8 protein-coding genes and 2 pseudogenes are annotated in these 14,420 nt (G+C 70.8%); 6 read left to right on the plus strand and 4 right to left on the minus strand.

What is annotated here, in order from left to right; translation table 11 throughout:
• Positions 1-399 (minus strand): annotated as a pseudogene (locus tag ACLEQD_RS21300) (hypothetical protein); the annotation flags it as partial.
• 283 nt (positions 400-682) lie between these two features.
• Positions 683-952, minus strand: a complete 270-nt coding sequence (locus ACLEQD_RS21305) for a GlsB/YeaQ/YmgE family stress response membrane protein (RefSeq protein WP_410386192.1) — start codon at positions 950-952, stop codon at positions 683-685.
• A 230-nt stretch (positions 953-1,182) separates the two neighbouring features.
• Between ACLEQD_RS21305 and ACLEQD_RS21310 the strand changes: the two genes are divergently transcribed.
• From ACLEQD_RS21310 to ACLEQD_RS21330, 5 genes and pseudogenes are all read left to right on the plus strand, one after another.
• Entirely contained in the window at positions 1,183-2,055 is an 873-nt protein-coding gene (locus ACLEQD_RS21310; protein WP_410386194.1) for a JmjC domain-containing protein, read from the plus strand.
• A 180-nt stretch (positions 2,056-2,235) separates the two neighbouring features.
• On the plus strand, positions 2,236-2,601 hold the full coding sequence (locus tag ACLEQD_RS21315; protein WP_410386196.1) for a group I truncated hemoglobin: 366 nt from the start codon (positions 2,236-2,238) through the stop codon (positions 2,599-2,601).
• Between the two features lie 33 nt (positions 2,602-2,634).
• Positions 2,635-2,793: pseudogene (locus ACLEQD_RS21320) on the plus strand (2Fe-2S iron-sulfur cluster-binding protein); the annotation flags it as partial.
• 143 nt (positions 2,794-2,936) lie between these two features.
• Positions 2,937-3,617, plus strand: coding sequence for an FAD-binding oxidoreductase (locus ACLEQD_RS21325; RefSeq protein ID WP_410386197.1), 681 nt, complete (start codon positions 2,937-2,939; stop codon positions 3,615-3,617).
• Between the two features lies 1 nt (position 3,618).
• The gene (locus ACLEQD_RS21330) at positions 3,619-4,071 is read left to right on the plus strand and encodes an RrF2 family transcriptional regulator (RefSeq protein WP_410386199.1); all 453 of its coding nucleotides are present in this window, start codon (positions 3,619-3,621) and stop codon (positions 4,069-4,071) included.
• A 636-nt stretch (positions 4,072-4,707) separates the two neighbouring features.
• Here the strand turns inward: ACLEQD_RS21330 and ACLEQD_RS21335 are convergent.
• Positions 4,708-5,757 (minus strand): hypothetical protein, encoded by a 1,050-nt coding sequence (locus tag ACLEQD_RS21335; RefSeq protein ID WP_410386201.1) that lies wholly within the window; start codon positions 5,755-5,757, stop codon positions 4,708-4,710.
• A gap of 300 nt (positions 5,758-6,057) precedes the next feature.
• Entirely contained in the window at positions 6,058-10,413 is a 4,356-nt protein-coding gene (locus ACLEQD_RS21340; protein ID WP_410386203.1) for a carbohydrate binding domain-containing protein, read from the minus strand.
• Positions 10,414-12,653: 2,240 nt separating this feature from the next.
• On the opposite strand from ACLEQD_RS21340, the gene ACLEQD_RS21345 reads away from it, so the two are divergent.
• Positions 12,654-13,664, plus strand: a complete 1,011-nt coding sequence (locus tag ACLEQD_RS21345) for a pyridoxal phosphate-dependent aminotransferase (protein ID WP_410386205.1) — start codon at positions 12,654-12,656, stop codon at positions 13,662-13,664.
• Positions 13,665-14,420 lie beyond the last annotated feature (756 nt).

Genomic DNA, 14,420 nt, shown 5'->3' on the forward strand with positions numbered 1-14,420 from the left:
GCCCTCGCCGCCCAGGTCCGGCACGCCGCCGTCGAAGGACTCACCGCCCAGGTCCGGCACGCCGCCCTGCGCCGCGTTGGCGTTGCTCGCGCCCTCGGCGCCCGGGACTCCGCCCTGCGCGCCGAGCAGCTGCACCAGCTGGGTCATCATCTGGACCAGCTCGCGCAGCTTGGCCAGCGGATCGCCGCCCTGGAGGGCGCCCTTCCTGCCCACGCCCGCCGCGTCGAATCCGTCCGCCTGGAACAGCCCCTGGAGCGAACCCGCGCCACCCTTGGCCTTCACCGCGTCCGCCGTCATCGGCGCGGGGCGCATCGCAGGGTTGGCGAGTTCCGTGGCGGACGTGCGGGGCGAGAAGGAGGAGCTGGCAACGGACGACTTCGACAGGGGGGAGAGCGCCATGGCGGGGTTCCTCGAGATTGGATGGGCCAGCGTGCGGCGCCGGCCGGTTCAGCGTTGTGGGGGGCAAGAGCACGGCGCATGCCACGCGCCCCACGCGCCTCTCGAAGAGACAACCTCCTGGAATTGCTCACGGGCCGGACGGAGCGGCGGCGCCTGAAGGCCTCGGGCCTGATGACTGCCGTCAGGCCCCTGGTGTCTGCCGTCATCAGGCCCGCAAAGCACTTCTCGCGCGGAGCGCCTGCGCGCCCGCGCGAGAAGTCACCGCGGCTTCGAGTGCTTCGGGTCAGACCCTTCGGGCCGTGCTCGAATGGATGAGCCGGAGGATCAACAGCAAGACCACCGCTCCGATGAACGCCACGAAGATGGTGCCCGCGAGGCCGCCGAACGGAGCCCCCGTGCCGAGCGCCCGAAGGATGAAACCTCCCAGGAACGCGCCCACCACGCCCACGACGATGTCTCCAATGAGGCCGTAGCCACCGCCAACCACCGCGGACGCGAGCCACCCAGCGATGAGGCCGATCACCGCCCACAACAGGATTGCCTCCAGCGCCATGTCATTTCCTCCCAGCGAGGTGATGGAGGAAACATGGGCATGATTCCCGGACACGCCCGCCCCTCCCCCAAGGGCGACGGCAGGGCAGGCAGGCGGCCTGGCTGGAGGGGAGCGCGGGGCAGAAGCCCCAGGAGGACACGGGGCAAAATGCCCCAATTTGAACCTGGGGGCGCGCTCTGCTGGCATCGGGTGAACACCTGTCGCTGAAGGCGGCAAGGAGCCCCATTTCCGTGAAGCGCATCTTCGAGTCCGTCGGGTCGCCGCTGCAGTTCGACCGTGAGTCCTTCCGGTGCCGTCACACGCTCCTGGGGCACCCCGCGCTGGAGCTGGAGAACCTGGCGGGCGTGGTGCAGCGGCTGCCCTCCGACAACGTGTTCTTCAGCTCGGGCCTGCTGCCCAAGGACGCGGACTTCGACCGCGCGCACGTGGACTACCGCACCGGCCTGTCGCTGAAGGACACCGTGGAGAACATGATGACGAGCAACTCGTACATCATGCTCCGCGCGCCGGAGCAGGACCCCAGCTTCCACGAGCTGTACCGCGCGCTGCTGTCGGAGGTGGAGGACCTGATGCGCGCGCAGGGCGTGGGCACCACGGCCGTGGATCCAATGCTCTACCTCTTCATCGCGTCCCCCGGCAGCGTCACGCCCTTCCACCTGGACCGCTACTCCACGCTGCTGATGCAGTTCCGGGGCACCAAGGAGGTGCACGTCTCCAGGGCATGGGACGAACAGGTGGTCCCCGCGCGGGACCTGGAGGCCTTCGTCGCGCGCTCCGGCTCCAAGGTGAGCTACCGGGAGACGTTTGATGAAACCGCGACGCGCTACGCGTTCGGTCCCGGCGACGCGCTGCACATCCCCTTCGTCGCGCCGCACTACGTGAAGAACGGCGCGGACGACGTCTCCGTGTCGCTGTCCATCATCTTCAACACCCGCGAGACGGCCCGGCACCTGCGCGCGCTGCGCGCCAACCATGCGCTGCGCAAGCGCCTGGGGCCGCTGGGCTACCAGCCCGTGCCCGTGAACCGCTTCCTGCCGCTGGACCACGTGAAGAGCGGCATGGAGCGCGTGGTGCGCCGGGCGCGAGGCCTGCTGCCCGTCTGAAGCCCCCGGCGCCTCCTCGCGGTGGGGCACCGGAGGGCGGACGCCGGCCAGGACCACGGGCATCAGGCGAACGAACAAGGGCGTGAAGCCAGCCCGATAGGGGGTGCTTGACGTCCGACCCCTTAAAGATGCATTTAGGATGCATCTTTAAGGGCCTGGGCCCGGAAGGGGAGCGAAGTCATGTCGAGCGTGTACGAGCGGATTGGCGGGGAACCGGCGATGGCGGCGGCGGTGGAGGTCTTCTACCGGAAGGTGCTGGGCGACGAGCGCATCAACCACTTCTTCGAGGACGTGGACATGGAGCGCCAGGCCGCGAAGCAGAAGGCGTTCCTGACGATGGTGTGCGGGGGGCCGTCGAACTACTCGGGCAAGGACATGCGCGCGGGGCACAAGCACCTGGTGGAGCGCGGGCTGAACGAGACGCACTTCGACGCGGTGGTGGGGCACCTGAAGGAGACGCTGGAGGAGCTGGGCGTGCCCGCGGAGCTGGTGGGGCAGGTGATGTCGGTCGCCGAAGGGGCGCGTGCGGACGTTTTGAACCGCTGAAGCAGGCACGGGAGGCACGTCATGGCGAAGGTGATGCATGAGTCCGCGTGGTACCCGCTGGAGCCCGGAGAGACGGTACTGGACGGCCTGCTGCGCCAGGGCGTGCAGGTGCCGCATGCGTGCCGGGCGGGGGCCTGCCAGTCCTGCCTGATGCGGGCGACCTCGGGCGCGGTGCCCGAGGCGGCGCAGGTGGGGCTCAAGGACACGCTCAAGGCGCGCGGCTACTTCCTCGCGTGCGCCTGCCGGCCCCAGGAGGGCACGGCGCTGGAGGTCGCGGGGGCCGCGGAGCTGCGCGTCCCGCGCGCGTCGTGGACCTGGAGTCGCTCAGCGGGGATGTGCTCGCGGTGCGGCTGGAGCTGGAGGCGCCGCTCGACTATCGCGCCGGGCAGTACGTCACGGTGGTGCGCGCGGACGGGCTCGCGCGCAGCTACTCGCTGGCGAGCCTGCCTCGCGAGGACCGGCTGGAGCTCCACGTGCGGCTCGTGCCCGGGGGCGCCATGAGCGGCTGGTTCGCGCGGGACGTGCGGCCCGGGGAGCGCGTGCACGTGCAGGGCCCGGTGGGGGACTGCTTCTACGTGCCCGGGCAGCCGGAGTCGCCGCTCTTGCTCGCGGGGACGGGCACGGGGCTCGCGCCGCTGTACGGCATCGTGCGGGACGCCCTGGAGGCGGGGCACACCGGACCCATCCACCTGTTCCACGGGGCCCTGGAGCCGCGCGGGCTGTACCTCGTGGACGCGCTCCGGGCGCTGGCGGGGCGCCATCCGAACCTCCACTACCGGCCCCTCGTGCTGGCTGGAGGCGGTGGGGACGTGGAGGAGGGGCCCCTGGAGGCGCGCATCCTGGCCAGCCTTCCGAAGCGCCCGGTGGGCTGGCGGGCGTTCCTCTGCGGCAATCCCGAAGCGGTGCTATCCCTGCGCAAGAAGCTCTTTCTCACGGGGTTCTCACTGAAGGACATCCACGCGGATGCCTTCCTGCCGAGCACCCCGCGAGCGGAGCCCGTCGCCGGAGCCGCCTGACTTGCACCTGACCCTTCACGCCGACTACTCGCTGCGCGTCCTCATGTACCTGGCGGCGCGTCCGGGCCGGCCGTCGTCCACGCAGGAGATGGCGGACGCCTACGGCATCTCCAAGCACCACCTGGTGCGCGTGGTGCAGACGCTGGCGCAGCAGGGCGACGTGGAGGTGAAGCCGGGGCGCGCGGGCGGCGTGCTGCTGGCCAAGGCGCCGGGAGACATCCGGCTGGGCCGGGTGGTGCGCGCGGCCGAGCCGGACTTCCACCTGGTGGAGTGCTTCGACCGGGAGCGCAACACCTGTCCCATCGCGCCGGCCTGCGGCCTCAAGGGCGTGCTGGCGGAGGCGCGCGACGCGTTCCTCGCCACGTTGGACAGATACTCGCTGGAGGACCTGCTGCGGCGCTCGAAGCCCGGCCTGTCGGACCTGCTGCTGACGCCCGCCGCGCCGCGGGACTAGGCGCATCCAGGACGGCGCGGCCTCATCCGCGCGGGACGCAGCCCGCGTTCGCCCAGTCCTACTTCGCGAGCACCTTCCCCGGCGGCAGCGGCACCGTCTCCTCGCTGCCGGTCCCCGCGGAGCATCCGGGGGACGTGCTGTTGATGATGGGCCTGCCCGCGGGACTCAACCGGAGCCGGGTCCTCCCTTCGGCGTGGAGAACCCCATCGTCAAGCCGGGCGATGCCCGCCTGTAGCCGAGCGGGATGTCCCGTTCGTTGTCTCCCGGTTCGACGCAGAACATGCCGGATCCCTCCAACCCTGCCCAGGTCGCACAGCTGTGGAACATGCTGAGCGGGGGGGGGCGCCCGGGATGATGTCGTTCCGGATCAACCCCCAGAACCTGGACGGCAGCGCGGGGCGGGGGGCGTTCGCCGCGGGCGTGTATGTCTATGGCCAATCCATGTACATGCTCGCGGGCGCGGGTCCCGCGCCGGGGCAGTCGAGCGGGACGACGCCCATCATCGCCTCCCAGGCCTTCGCGCCCTCCCTGATCCAGTTGGGACTGGCCGTAACCATCCTTCCTGAAGACGTTCTACAAGGTCGAGTTCAAGCTGCTCGGCCTGCTGTTCGACATGCTTTGACCTCCGCTGGTCGCTCAGCCGCCGCGGAGGAACCCCGCCCAGTCGTCCGGGTTCACCTCCACGCCCGACCACTTCCGCCAGGCGGTGACCTCCGCCTGCCAGGTGGCGGCCCCTCCGCGCAGGGGGAACGCACGCGTGACCGCGAGCCGACGGACCGGCTCGTGGTCGCGCAGGAGGCCGCGATTGACGGCGTCGACGTCGCCGGGCTTCGCGCGCAGCCGCAGCTCGGCCGCCTTCATGGCCCCGTCCTGGCGGAACAGCGTGGACAGGTCCTCCACCACCGGCACTTCCGTGAAGGACCAGAGGCCCAGCAGCGGCGGCTCACGCCCCTCCAGCAGCGCCGCTTGCAGCCGGTCGTGGCCATCCACCACCAGCCACCGCTCCACCAGGGCGAAGTACATCAGCAGCACCGGTGGCAACGTCCCGTCCCGCGCGTGCTTGCGCCATGCCTTCACCCGTCCGTCGTCCTCCGGTGAAGGGGTGCGCAGCGGCATCACGCCGCCACTGCGCTGCGGGAGGGCGCCTGCCTCCGCCCAGGACCAGTCCTCCGCCAGGAAGGGCTGGAAGCGCAACGCCGCGTCGAGCCCGCACGGAGGTTCCGGGAACAGCCCCCTCCCGATGATGGGCACCGTGGAGTAGCCCTGTGCCTTCGCGACGGAGACGGCCTGGAGGGGACGCAGGCACCAGTTCCCCGCGTGGAGCAGCGAAGGCTCCGACGTCTCGAACTGGTGGACCCACCACCGGTTCCATGCGGCCCACCAGCCGGGCGAACCTGGGTCCGGAGGACGCCGGGCCTCCTCGGCCGTGATGCGCGGGAACGCGTCCGCGAGCTTCGCGGGACCACGCAGCCAGGCACAGCCGTTCCACCAGTCATCCACCCGCATCCAGAACAGCGGCTGGCTCCCCAGCATCACGCGCAGCAGGTAGGGCCGGGTGGCCTCGACATGGAGCAGGGGGCGCCGCCGCCAGTGTCCCCAGGAAGGAACGCTCAGCAGCAGCCCGGGCCCACCCGCTGGCATCCGCCAATCCGTGTCATCCGCCGTCACGGCGATTCGTGGCTTCACCGGCCGCCCTCCGTGGCCCGACGCTACACCGCGTGGCGGACCCACGAGCCGTTCTCGGATGCCCAGGGCCCGCGGTCGGAGTTCCCCGGGAAGGCCTGCCGGGCGCCTCCGTGAGGTGGCTCCAACCTGTCCGACTGTCGGACCGGTTCGCGGCGTGCGGCCGCCGGGGGGCTCCCTGCGTTCTTGCCTTCTCAGCCACGGGGACAGACGGCATGTCCAGGACGCCGGTGTCGTCCCCGTCCGACGCGGCACATCACGGCGGGCCCCGGGTCGCGGACCCGCCGTGACGGCGTCATTGCCTCAGCGCCACGTGTCGTTCACGGTCGTGGTGCCCGTGGCCGGTGTCGTCAGGGTGCGGTTGGCGCCGCTCTCCCAGGTGACGTTGTTGGCGGCGTCCTTCTTGATGAACTTGTACTCGATGGCCGTGGAGCCCGGCAGGCCGACGGCCGCGCTCCACGTGGGGTAGTTGTCCGCGGACAGCAGGATGGCGCTGGCCGGGCTCCAGCTCCCCAGCGCGGCGACGCTGCCCACCACGTACACGTTCTGTCCCATCACGGTGCTCGCCGTGACGTTGAACGTCACCGTGGCGCCGCTGGTGGACGTGGTGACGGACAGCACGGCGGACTGCGCGGACGCGTTGCCCGCCGTGTCCCGCGCCCGCACGGTGTAGCTGTACGCCGTGCCCACCGTCAGCCCCGTGTCCGTGTAGCTGGCCGTCGTGGGCGAGCCCACCAGCGAACCATTGCGATACACGTCATAGCCCGCGATGCCGCTGGCGTCGGTGGACGCCGTCCACGTCAGCGACACGGTGGTCGCCGTCTTCGACGGTGCCGCCAGCCCCGTGGGCACCGAGGGCGCCGTGGTGTCCTGCGACGGCGCCCCCGCGGAGATGCTCCCCGCGTTGAACGTGGAGGTGCCGGCGGGGAAGAAGTAGTTGAGCCCGCCGTTGTTGTCCCACGTGCCGCTGCCGTTGTTGAACACGGCCTCCAACTGCGTGGCCGACCCCAGGTACACCGTGTGCTTCGCGTAGCCCGCGACCTCCGCCGTCGCCATGGCCACGCCCGGCGCCGTCGTCCAGGTGCCGCCCGCCGGGCGGTAGTGGAGGTACGGCGTGGCGTAGCCCTTCTTGTAATAGACGGTCGCGGAGTTGCCAGTGCTGGTGGTGACGGAGAGCGCGGTGCTCGCCGCGGACGTGTTGCCCGCCGCGTCGCGCGCCTTCACCGTGTAGCTGTAGGCCGTGTTCGACGACAGCCCGCTGTCCGTGTACGTCGTCGCCGTGGGCGTGCCGACCTGCGTGCCATTGCGGAACACCAGATAGCCCGTCACGCCCACGGTGTCCGTGGACGCGGCCCAGCTCAGCGACACCGTCGTCGCGGACTTCGACGGAGACGTCAGGCCCGTGGGCACCGTGGGCGCGGTGGTGTCGCTCTCCGGCCCGCCCGCCGTGATGACGCCCGCGTTGAAGGTGGAGGTGCCCGTGGGGAACAGGTAGTTGCTCCCGTTGTTGTTGTCCCACGTCCCGCTGCCGTTGTTGAAGACGGCCTCCAGCTGCTGCACGGAGCCCAGGTTCACCGTGTACTTCGCGTAGCCCGCCACCTCCGCGTCCGGCATGGGCACGCCGGGGGCGGTGGTCCACGTGCCGCCCGCCGGGCGGTAGTGAAGGTACGGCGTGGTGAAGCCCTTCTTGTAATAGACCGTCGTCGTGTACCCCAGGCCGGTGGTGACGGAGCGCGCCGCGCTGGCGACGGAGGTGTTCCCCGCCGCGTCGCGAGCCTTCACGGTGTAGCTGTACGCCGTGCTCGAGGACAGCCCCGTGTCCGTGTACGTCGTCGCCGTGGGCGCCGCCACCTGTGTGCCATTGCGGAACACGAGGTAATCACTCACGCCATAGTTGTCCGTGGCCGCCGTCCAGCTGAGCACCACCGACGAGCTGGTGACGCCCGAGGCGGAGAGCCCCGTGGGCGCGGACGGCGCCGTGGTGTCCGGGGGCAGGGTGGTGACGGAGAGCGCGGTGCTCGCCGCGGACGTGTTGCCCGCCGCGTCCCGGGCCTTCACCGTATAGCTGTACGCGGTGCCCGCGGTGAGCCCGCTGTCCGTGTACGTCGTCGCCGTGGGCGTGCCGACCTGTGTGCCATTGCGGAACACGAGGTAGCCCGTCACGCCCACGGTGTCCGTGGAGGCGGCCCAGGTCAGCGTCACGGAGCGGTCCGTGCGCGTCGCCGCGAGCCCCGAGGGGACCGATGGCGCGGTGGTGTCCACGCGGAGGAACGGGTGCGTGCCCGTCACCGTGCCGTTGATGTCCTCAAGGTACTTGCCGCCCTCCAGCCGGTACCGGCCCGCGCCCACGTAGACGGACTGGAGCTCGCTCCGGGTGACGTTGCCGCGCGCGTCGGTGGCCTCGATGTAGTAGTCGAGCACCTGGTCGCGGTACGCGCTCAGGTAGACGTAGTAGAGGTCGCCAATCTCCTGCGCGGCCACCTTCTGCATCACCGGCAGGTACGCCGGTTGCCAGGCCACGCCGTTCATCACCGGCCGCAACTCACGCCGCTGGAGCGGGTAGTCCACCCAGGCGCCCACGCGCGCCGGGTCGATGTTGGGCACGCCCGCCGCCTTCAGCGCCGCCGGGTCATACACGCGGGGCGTGTTGTCCAGCGGGTCGATGCTCTTCGCGGTGTGCACGCGCACGCGCGCCTTGATGTGGGTGATGCCGCTGACGTCGAAGGCGTAGGTGTACAGCGCGAAGGTGTTGTCGAAGTGGTGCAGCGTCCACCCTTCCGACTTGTCCGTGTTGGCGCTGCCCGGGTTGTACGGCCAGCGCTGCGGCCACCAGACGGACGGGCCCGTGCGGTCCTGCGCCAGCCGGTCCTGCACGTACGGCCTGGAGAAGTAGAGCGACTGGTTGAAGGACAGCGTGGGCTTCACGTTGTCGTCCACGTTCTCGTCGTAGTAGCCGAAGCCGGAGTCCATGGCCGGCAGCAGGAAGTACCAGGCCAGCTCCGCGGGGTTCGCGCCGCCCGCCCAGTCATTCCCAGCGTCGCCCTTCACCGGGAAGGACAGCATCCACGGGTTGAGCTGGTTGCCCGCGTGCGTCACCTGCGAGTCCAGCGCCGTGGTGGGCTTCCAGTGGTTGGGGTGCGCGTCCAGCCAGAGCTGCTCGGACGTCTTCGCGTAGTTGAGCGCGGCCTGGAGCAGCGCGAAGTTGCGCTCCAGGTAGTGCCAGCCGTGCTCCAGCGACACCGTCATCCCCTCCTGTACGCCGCTCAGGTTCGTCTTGGGCGCCAGGTTGAGCCCGGTGGCGGAGTTGAACGCCGGGAACTGTCCTTTCCAGATGCCGAAGGGCAGCCGCCAGTGGTGCCACTGCGGGTCGGACGAGGAGTCGCGCGTGTCCACCCACGAGCCGTCCTGCACGTGCACCACGTCCGTGGAGACGGGCGTGTTGTTGACCAGGTACTCGTCGATGCCCAGGCACTGCACGCCGCCGGTGCAGGTGACGGCGCGGCCGTTGAGCCACGTGTCGAGCGACCCCGCGCGCCCGCCCGAGTTGTCACCGTCATGCGCGAGCACGAAGAACTGCTTCTGGGGCACGAGCCCCTCGAAGGTGCGCAGGCCCACCACGTCCACCGTGGCCTGGCCCTCCCAGCCCTCCAGCCAGGAGCCGTTCTGGTTGACGGGGATGCCCACGACGCGCGACTCGGCGCCCGTGGCCGGGTCCACGTAGCGCACCCAGTGCGGCGTGGAGGCGAAGGGGTACTTGTTGCGGATGACCTGCTGCTCGTGCGCCATGGACTCGCTCACCCAGGCGCCCACGGTGCTGGTGTTCTGGAGGTCCGCGCGGTTGGGCGGCGACACCAGCGTGTCGGAGCCCGGGTCGTCGAGGAACGGGTAGTCCTTCAGCGTGCGGGAGAAGTGGTTGTCGCCAATGACGGACCACTTCACGCCCAGCTTCGCCAGCGTGGGGATGAGCCGCTCGGAGAAGCCCAGCTCCGTGGGGAAGAAGCCCTTGGAGGCCGTGAAGCCGCTGCCCAGGAAGTACGACTGGGACAGCGTGGCGCTTTGGTAGATGAGGTCCTTGAGGAAGTAGTCCGGCCCCACCAGCGGGCCCATGGAGTGGTGGCCCGTGAAGTGGATGAGGTCCAGCGAGCGGTTGCCCGCGGGCGTGCGCAGGGTGGTGTAGCGGTCCCTCCAGGTCGCGCCCCAGCTGGCGTTGTCGTAGCCGGACACGTTCTTGCGCGTGACCAGGTCGTTGACGTTGTTCACCACCGCGCCGGACATGGTGACGTGCACCTGTCCCGTGGAGGCATGGGCCTTCATGTCCGCGGCGACGTCCGGTGGCCAGGACTGATACGCGCCCACCTTCGCGTGGTGCGAGTAGTACGTCACCAGGTCGTCGTGCGGCATGGGCGCGCCCGACGGCAGGAAATAGGTGTAGTTGGCCGGCGGTGACTGCTTTATCTGGATGACCTGCCCGTCATACGCGTAGCGGATGGGGCCACCCACCGGGGTCGCGTTGTATTGGGTCAGGTCGTAGTACGCCCAGAAGTTGGGCATGTGATTGTGATACACGTGCGCGGCGGCGATCTGCGCCCGGGCCGGCTGCGCGTGTAACAGGATGACGGCGAGCACCGCGAGCAAGGCCAGTTGCGGCTGTCTTTTCATGGGGCATCCTCACCGGACGAGAGGGGCCGCCCGGTGCACACGCTGCATACCGGCGTTTGACTCAAGGTTTCCCATGTAAACTGGGAATGACAATCTGTAAATTGGTACTGCGATGCGTCAGCCATTCCTGAAAGGCTGTCGTTGACAGGGGAGGAGAGGGCCCGGACAGTCGGGCGCGCCATGGCCACCTATCCCGCGTCACCCCGTGAAGCCTTTGTCCAGTTGCGTACGCTCTCCGAGGCGCTGGCCCGGCCGGAGGAGCGTCCGCGGGCGCTGGCGGAGCTGCGCGAGCTGGCGGAGCTGTCGCGCGGCCAGCCGGAGGGCGCGCCGCTGCGGCTGGCGTCGGTGGTGGTGGCGGTGGGGGCGTCCCAGGAGCGGCTGGAGCTGCTGATTCCGCCGTCCATCTTCGCGCCGGAGGCGTGGGCGTTCACGTTCCTGGAGGGGCTCTTGAAGGTCCCGCTGGACGAGTACGCCGGCAAGCAGCTGGTGGAGGTGGGCTCCGGGTCCGGGTGGATCTGCATCGCGCTGGCGAAGTTCACGGGGCTCGCGCGCATCCGGGGGCTGGACCTGAACCCGCAGGCCCCGGCGGTGGGGTTGTGCAACGCGTGGCTCAACGGCGACGAGCAGCTGGTGTCGCGGCTGTCCTTTGGCGAGAGCGACCTCTTGCGCGGCCTGCCGCGGGCGCCCGCGTGGGACTTCATCGTCGGGTGCATCCCCCAGGTGCTGCGCGGTGACGGGATGCCCGCGGAGCTGGCGCAGGCGGATGAGCAGGCGTTGCTGGACCTGTCCAACTACACCTCGCTGCAGAACGTGTACGAGGACCACTTCGGCCTGGGGCTCATCGCGCGGCTGCTCGACGAGGCACCGGAGCGGCTCGTGCCGGGGGGGCGGCTGCTCCTGAACCTGGCGGGCCGCCCGGGGCGGGCCATCATCGCGCGCATGTTCACCCGGCGCGGCTTCACCACCCGCGTGCGCGTGGCGCGGCGGGTGATGCAGGCGGCGGACACGGACATCCGGCCCCTGGTGTCCCTGGAGCAGCGCACCGGGCGCGAGTTCGAGTTCTTCATGGAGGCCCACAGCCCGGAGCCCTTGCGCGCGGCGACGGCGCTGGGCTGGCTCCAGGCGGGCCATCCCATCTGGCACGAGGTGGCGGTGTGGGAAGCGCACCTGTCGCTGCCCCGGGAGACGCTGGGCCTGCGCGCCGCGCTGCGCGCCCTGGGCATCGCGCCGCTCCAGGAGGAGCTGGACCTGGGGGCGGCGTCCGCGGAGCAGCTGGGCTTCGTCACGGCGCTCGCGGAGCGGCTGTCGCAGGCGCCCTTCCTGCCCTACGCGCACGAGGCCGGGGACGCGCCCTTCCGCAGGCTGGTGGCCCGCTACCTGGACCGCCACTTCGGGCTGAGGCTGTCGGAGGACTCGCTGTTCGTCGCGCCGGAGCGGGAGCAGGCCGTCTATTCGCTGCTGCTCGCCACCTGCGACCCCGGGGACACGGTGCTGGTGTCACGCAGCCTGCACCCGCTCTACGCCCGCGCGCTGGACAAGGCGGGGGTGCGCGCCACCGTGACGCACGACACGCTGGGGGAGATCCGCCGCCTGCTCACCGCCTTCGACGTGAAGGCCGTGCTCCTGTCGGTGGAGCCGGGCGAGCGCACCAACCTGGCGGTGCTGCGCGACATCGTGGCGGAGGCCGCGCGGCGCGGCATCTGGGTGGTGCTGGACGAGAGCGCCTTCTTCAACATCACGGGGGAGGTGGAGCCGCGCACCCTCTTCGAGTTCCTGGCGCGCACGCAGCACGCGCCCAACCTGGTCATCCTGTACGGGCTCATCAAGAACGCGGTGTGGCCGGACCTGGAGCTGACGCTGCTGCTCCCCGTGCCGGAGCCGCTGCGCGCGGACCTGGAGGTGGCCGCGGAGGTGACGTACTCGCGCATCAGCGTCCTGGCGGAGTGGTTCTACGAGCGCACCTTCTCCGAGCTGCTCGCCTTCCGCATGGCCTTCACGGAGCCGGAGCCGCCCTCGCCGCACCGGGCGCCGGAGTGCCGCTGCCCCGCTCGCGGCGCATCGGGCGGCTGGCGGAGCTGCCCGCGTTCGCGCCGAAGTTCTTCCGCGAGGACGACCCGGAGCTCGTGCGCCTGGACTACGGCGAGAACGAGGGCCCGCTGCCGCTGCCGCTGGTGGAGGGGCTCATCGCGGCGGGCGTCGCGCCGCGCGCGGAAGCAACGCAGACGGGGCTGGCGGAGGCCGTGGCGGCCTTCCTGCTGGAGACGCGAGGGGCGCGCTACGTCCCGGAGGACGTCGTCGTGGCCCCGGGGGTCTGGCCGCTCATGCACCACCTGGGGGTGGCGCTGCGACAGCGGCTGGGCCGGGCGCCGCGCGTGTTCCTGGTGACGCCCTGTTACGGAGTGCTCGCGCCCACGTTCCTCGCGGCGGGCTGCGAGGTGGAGTCCGGACCGCTGGGCACGCTGCTGTCACGCCGCACGCGGGGCGGGACGCCGGACGCGGTGGTGCTGTCCCAGCCGGCGAACCCCACGGGCCACTACCTGTCGCACGAGGAGTTGATGGCGCTGGCGACGTTCGTGGTGGAGCAGCGCTGCCTCTGGGTGTCGGATGAAATCTTCGGCCTGGTGAACCTCACCAACCCCACGGCGGAGACGGTGCACAGCCCGGTGACGCTGGAGGGCGCGGTGCCGGGCATCGGCGCGCGGACGGTGCTGCTGGGCGGGTTGTCCAAGGAGTTCGCGGCCGGGGGCCTTCGCGTGGGCTGGGTGGCCACGAAGGACCGGGCGCTGGTGGCGGCGTTGCGCGACAGCGCTCCGGGCGTGCTGCACACGCTCACGGCGCGCGCGGCGGCGTACCTGTACGCGGCCCATGCACGGGGGCCGGATGGACAGTTGCTCCATGCCGCGCGGCACAAGGCGCTGAGGAGCTACCTGGCGCGGATGCGGCGCGAGCTCGCGGAGAAGCGCGCGCTGCTGGCGGAGGTGCTGCCCGACGACGGCCGCGCGGAGGCCACCGAGGCGGGAGGCCTGTTCCTCGCGCCGCCGATGACGGCCTGGCTGGGGCGCTCGGTGGATGGCGTGAAGCTCACGCCGGAGAACCTGCCGCGCGTCGTCTACGAGCACACCCACGTGGTGCTCAACGGCGGGGCATGGTGCGGCGACCTGGAGCGCGTGCGCGCGGTGTTCTCCATTCCCCGCGAGAAGCTGTTGAAGGCCCGCGACCGCCTGCGGGCCTTCGGTCAGCGGCTGCGCTGACGCAGACAGCGCGGCTTCAAGCGATGACGCAAGAGCCCGCGCACCCACGGTCGCCCACGCGCCCGTGGCTGCGCCATGCGGGATACGGAACCCACCGGTCCAGCGGTGGGCGAGGGGGGGCGCGGGGGGCCACGAAGCGGTCCGCCCTCCTTGCGCGCCGTCACGCGGGTTTGTCCGCGGAGTCCGGTGGGGGGCTCCTCGGGCTGGAGGCGCCCTCCGAGGTCGAAGCCTCCCAACCTGTCGGATGCTCGGATTGGTTGCCCAAGGCCGCTCCCGTCACGTCCTCCCTGGTGCAATGCCCACAGGGCTCGCAGGGGGTGAGCCCCGGGGCTGCTGGAGACGCCGTCACCTCGCTGGCGGGCTCCCAAGGGCCGGCCGGCCCAAGGGGACAGGGCTCCACCCTGATCACCTCGATGTCCTCGGCGACCGGCGCGAGGCTGCCGAGGCCGTCGTCCTCTGCGCAAGGGCGTGCCTCAAATGCACCGTCCTGCCCGGTGGCAGACGCGAGGGTCTCGAGGCCACGCTCCTCAACGCAAGGGCGCTCCTCCAGGTCCTCTTCCTGCTGGAGGGCTAACGCGGGCGCATCAAGGCCACGGGCCTCCCCGCAGGAGCGTGCCTCCAGCGCCTCGTCCTTCTCGATGACTGGCGCGGGGGCATTGAAGCCACAGGCTTCCACACAAGGGCGTGCCTCCAGGGCCTCGTCCTGCTCAATGACTGACGCGGACGCATCAAAGCCACGGGCCTCCCCGCAGGAGT

This window comes from Corallococcus sp. 4LFB (assembly GCF_046520365.1).
GTDB classification, from domain to species: Bacteria; Myxococcota; Myxococcia; order Myxococcales; family Myxococcaceae; genus Corallococcus; species Corallococcus caeni.

Excerpts from the sequence above, each read along its gene's own strand:
- ACLEQD_RS21305 (WP_410386192.1), bottom strand. The coding sequence starts at position 952 with ATGGCGCTGGAGGCAATCCTGTTGTGGGCGGTGATCGGCCTCATCGCT.
- ACLEQD_RS21315 (WP_410386196.1), top strand. The coding sequence starts at position 2,236 with ATGTCGAGCGTGTACGAGCGGATTGGCGGGGAACCGGCGATGGCGGCG.
- ACLEQD_RS21340 (WP_410386203.1), bottom strand. The coding sequence starts at position 10,413 with ATGAAAAGACAGCCGCAACTGGCCTTGCTCGCGGTGCTCGCCGTCATC.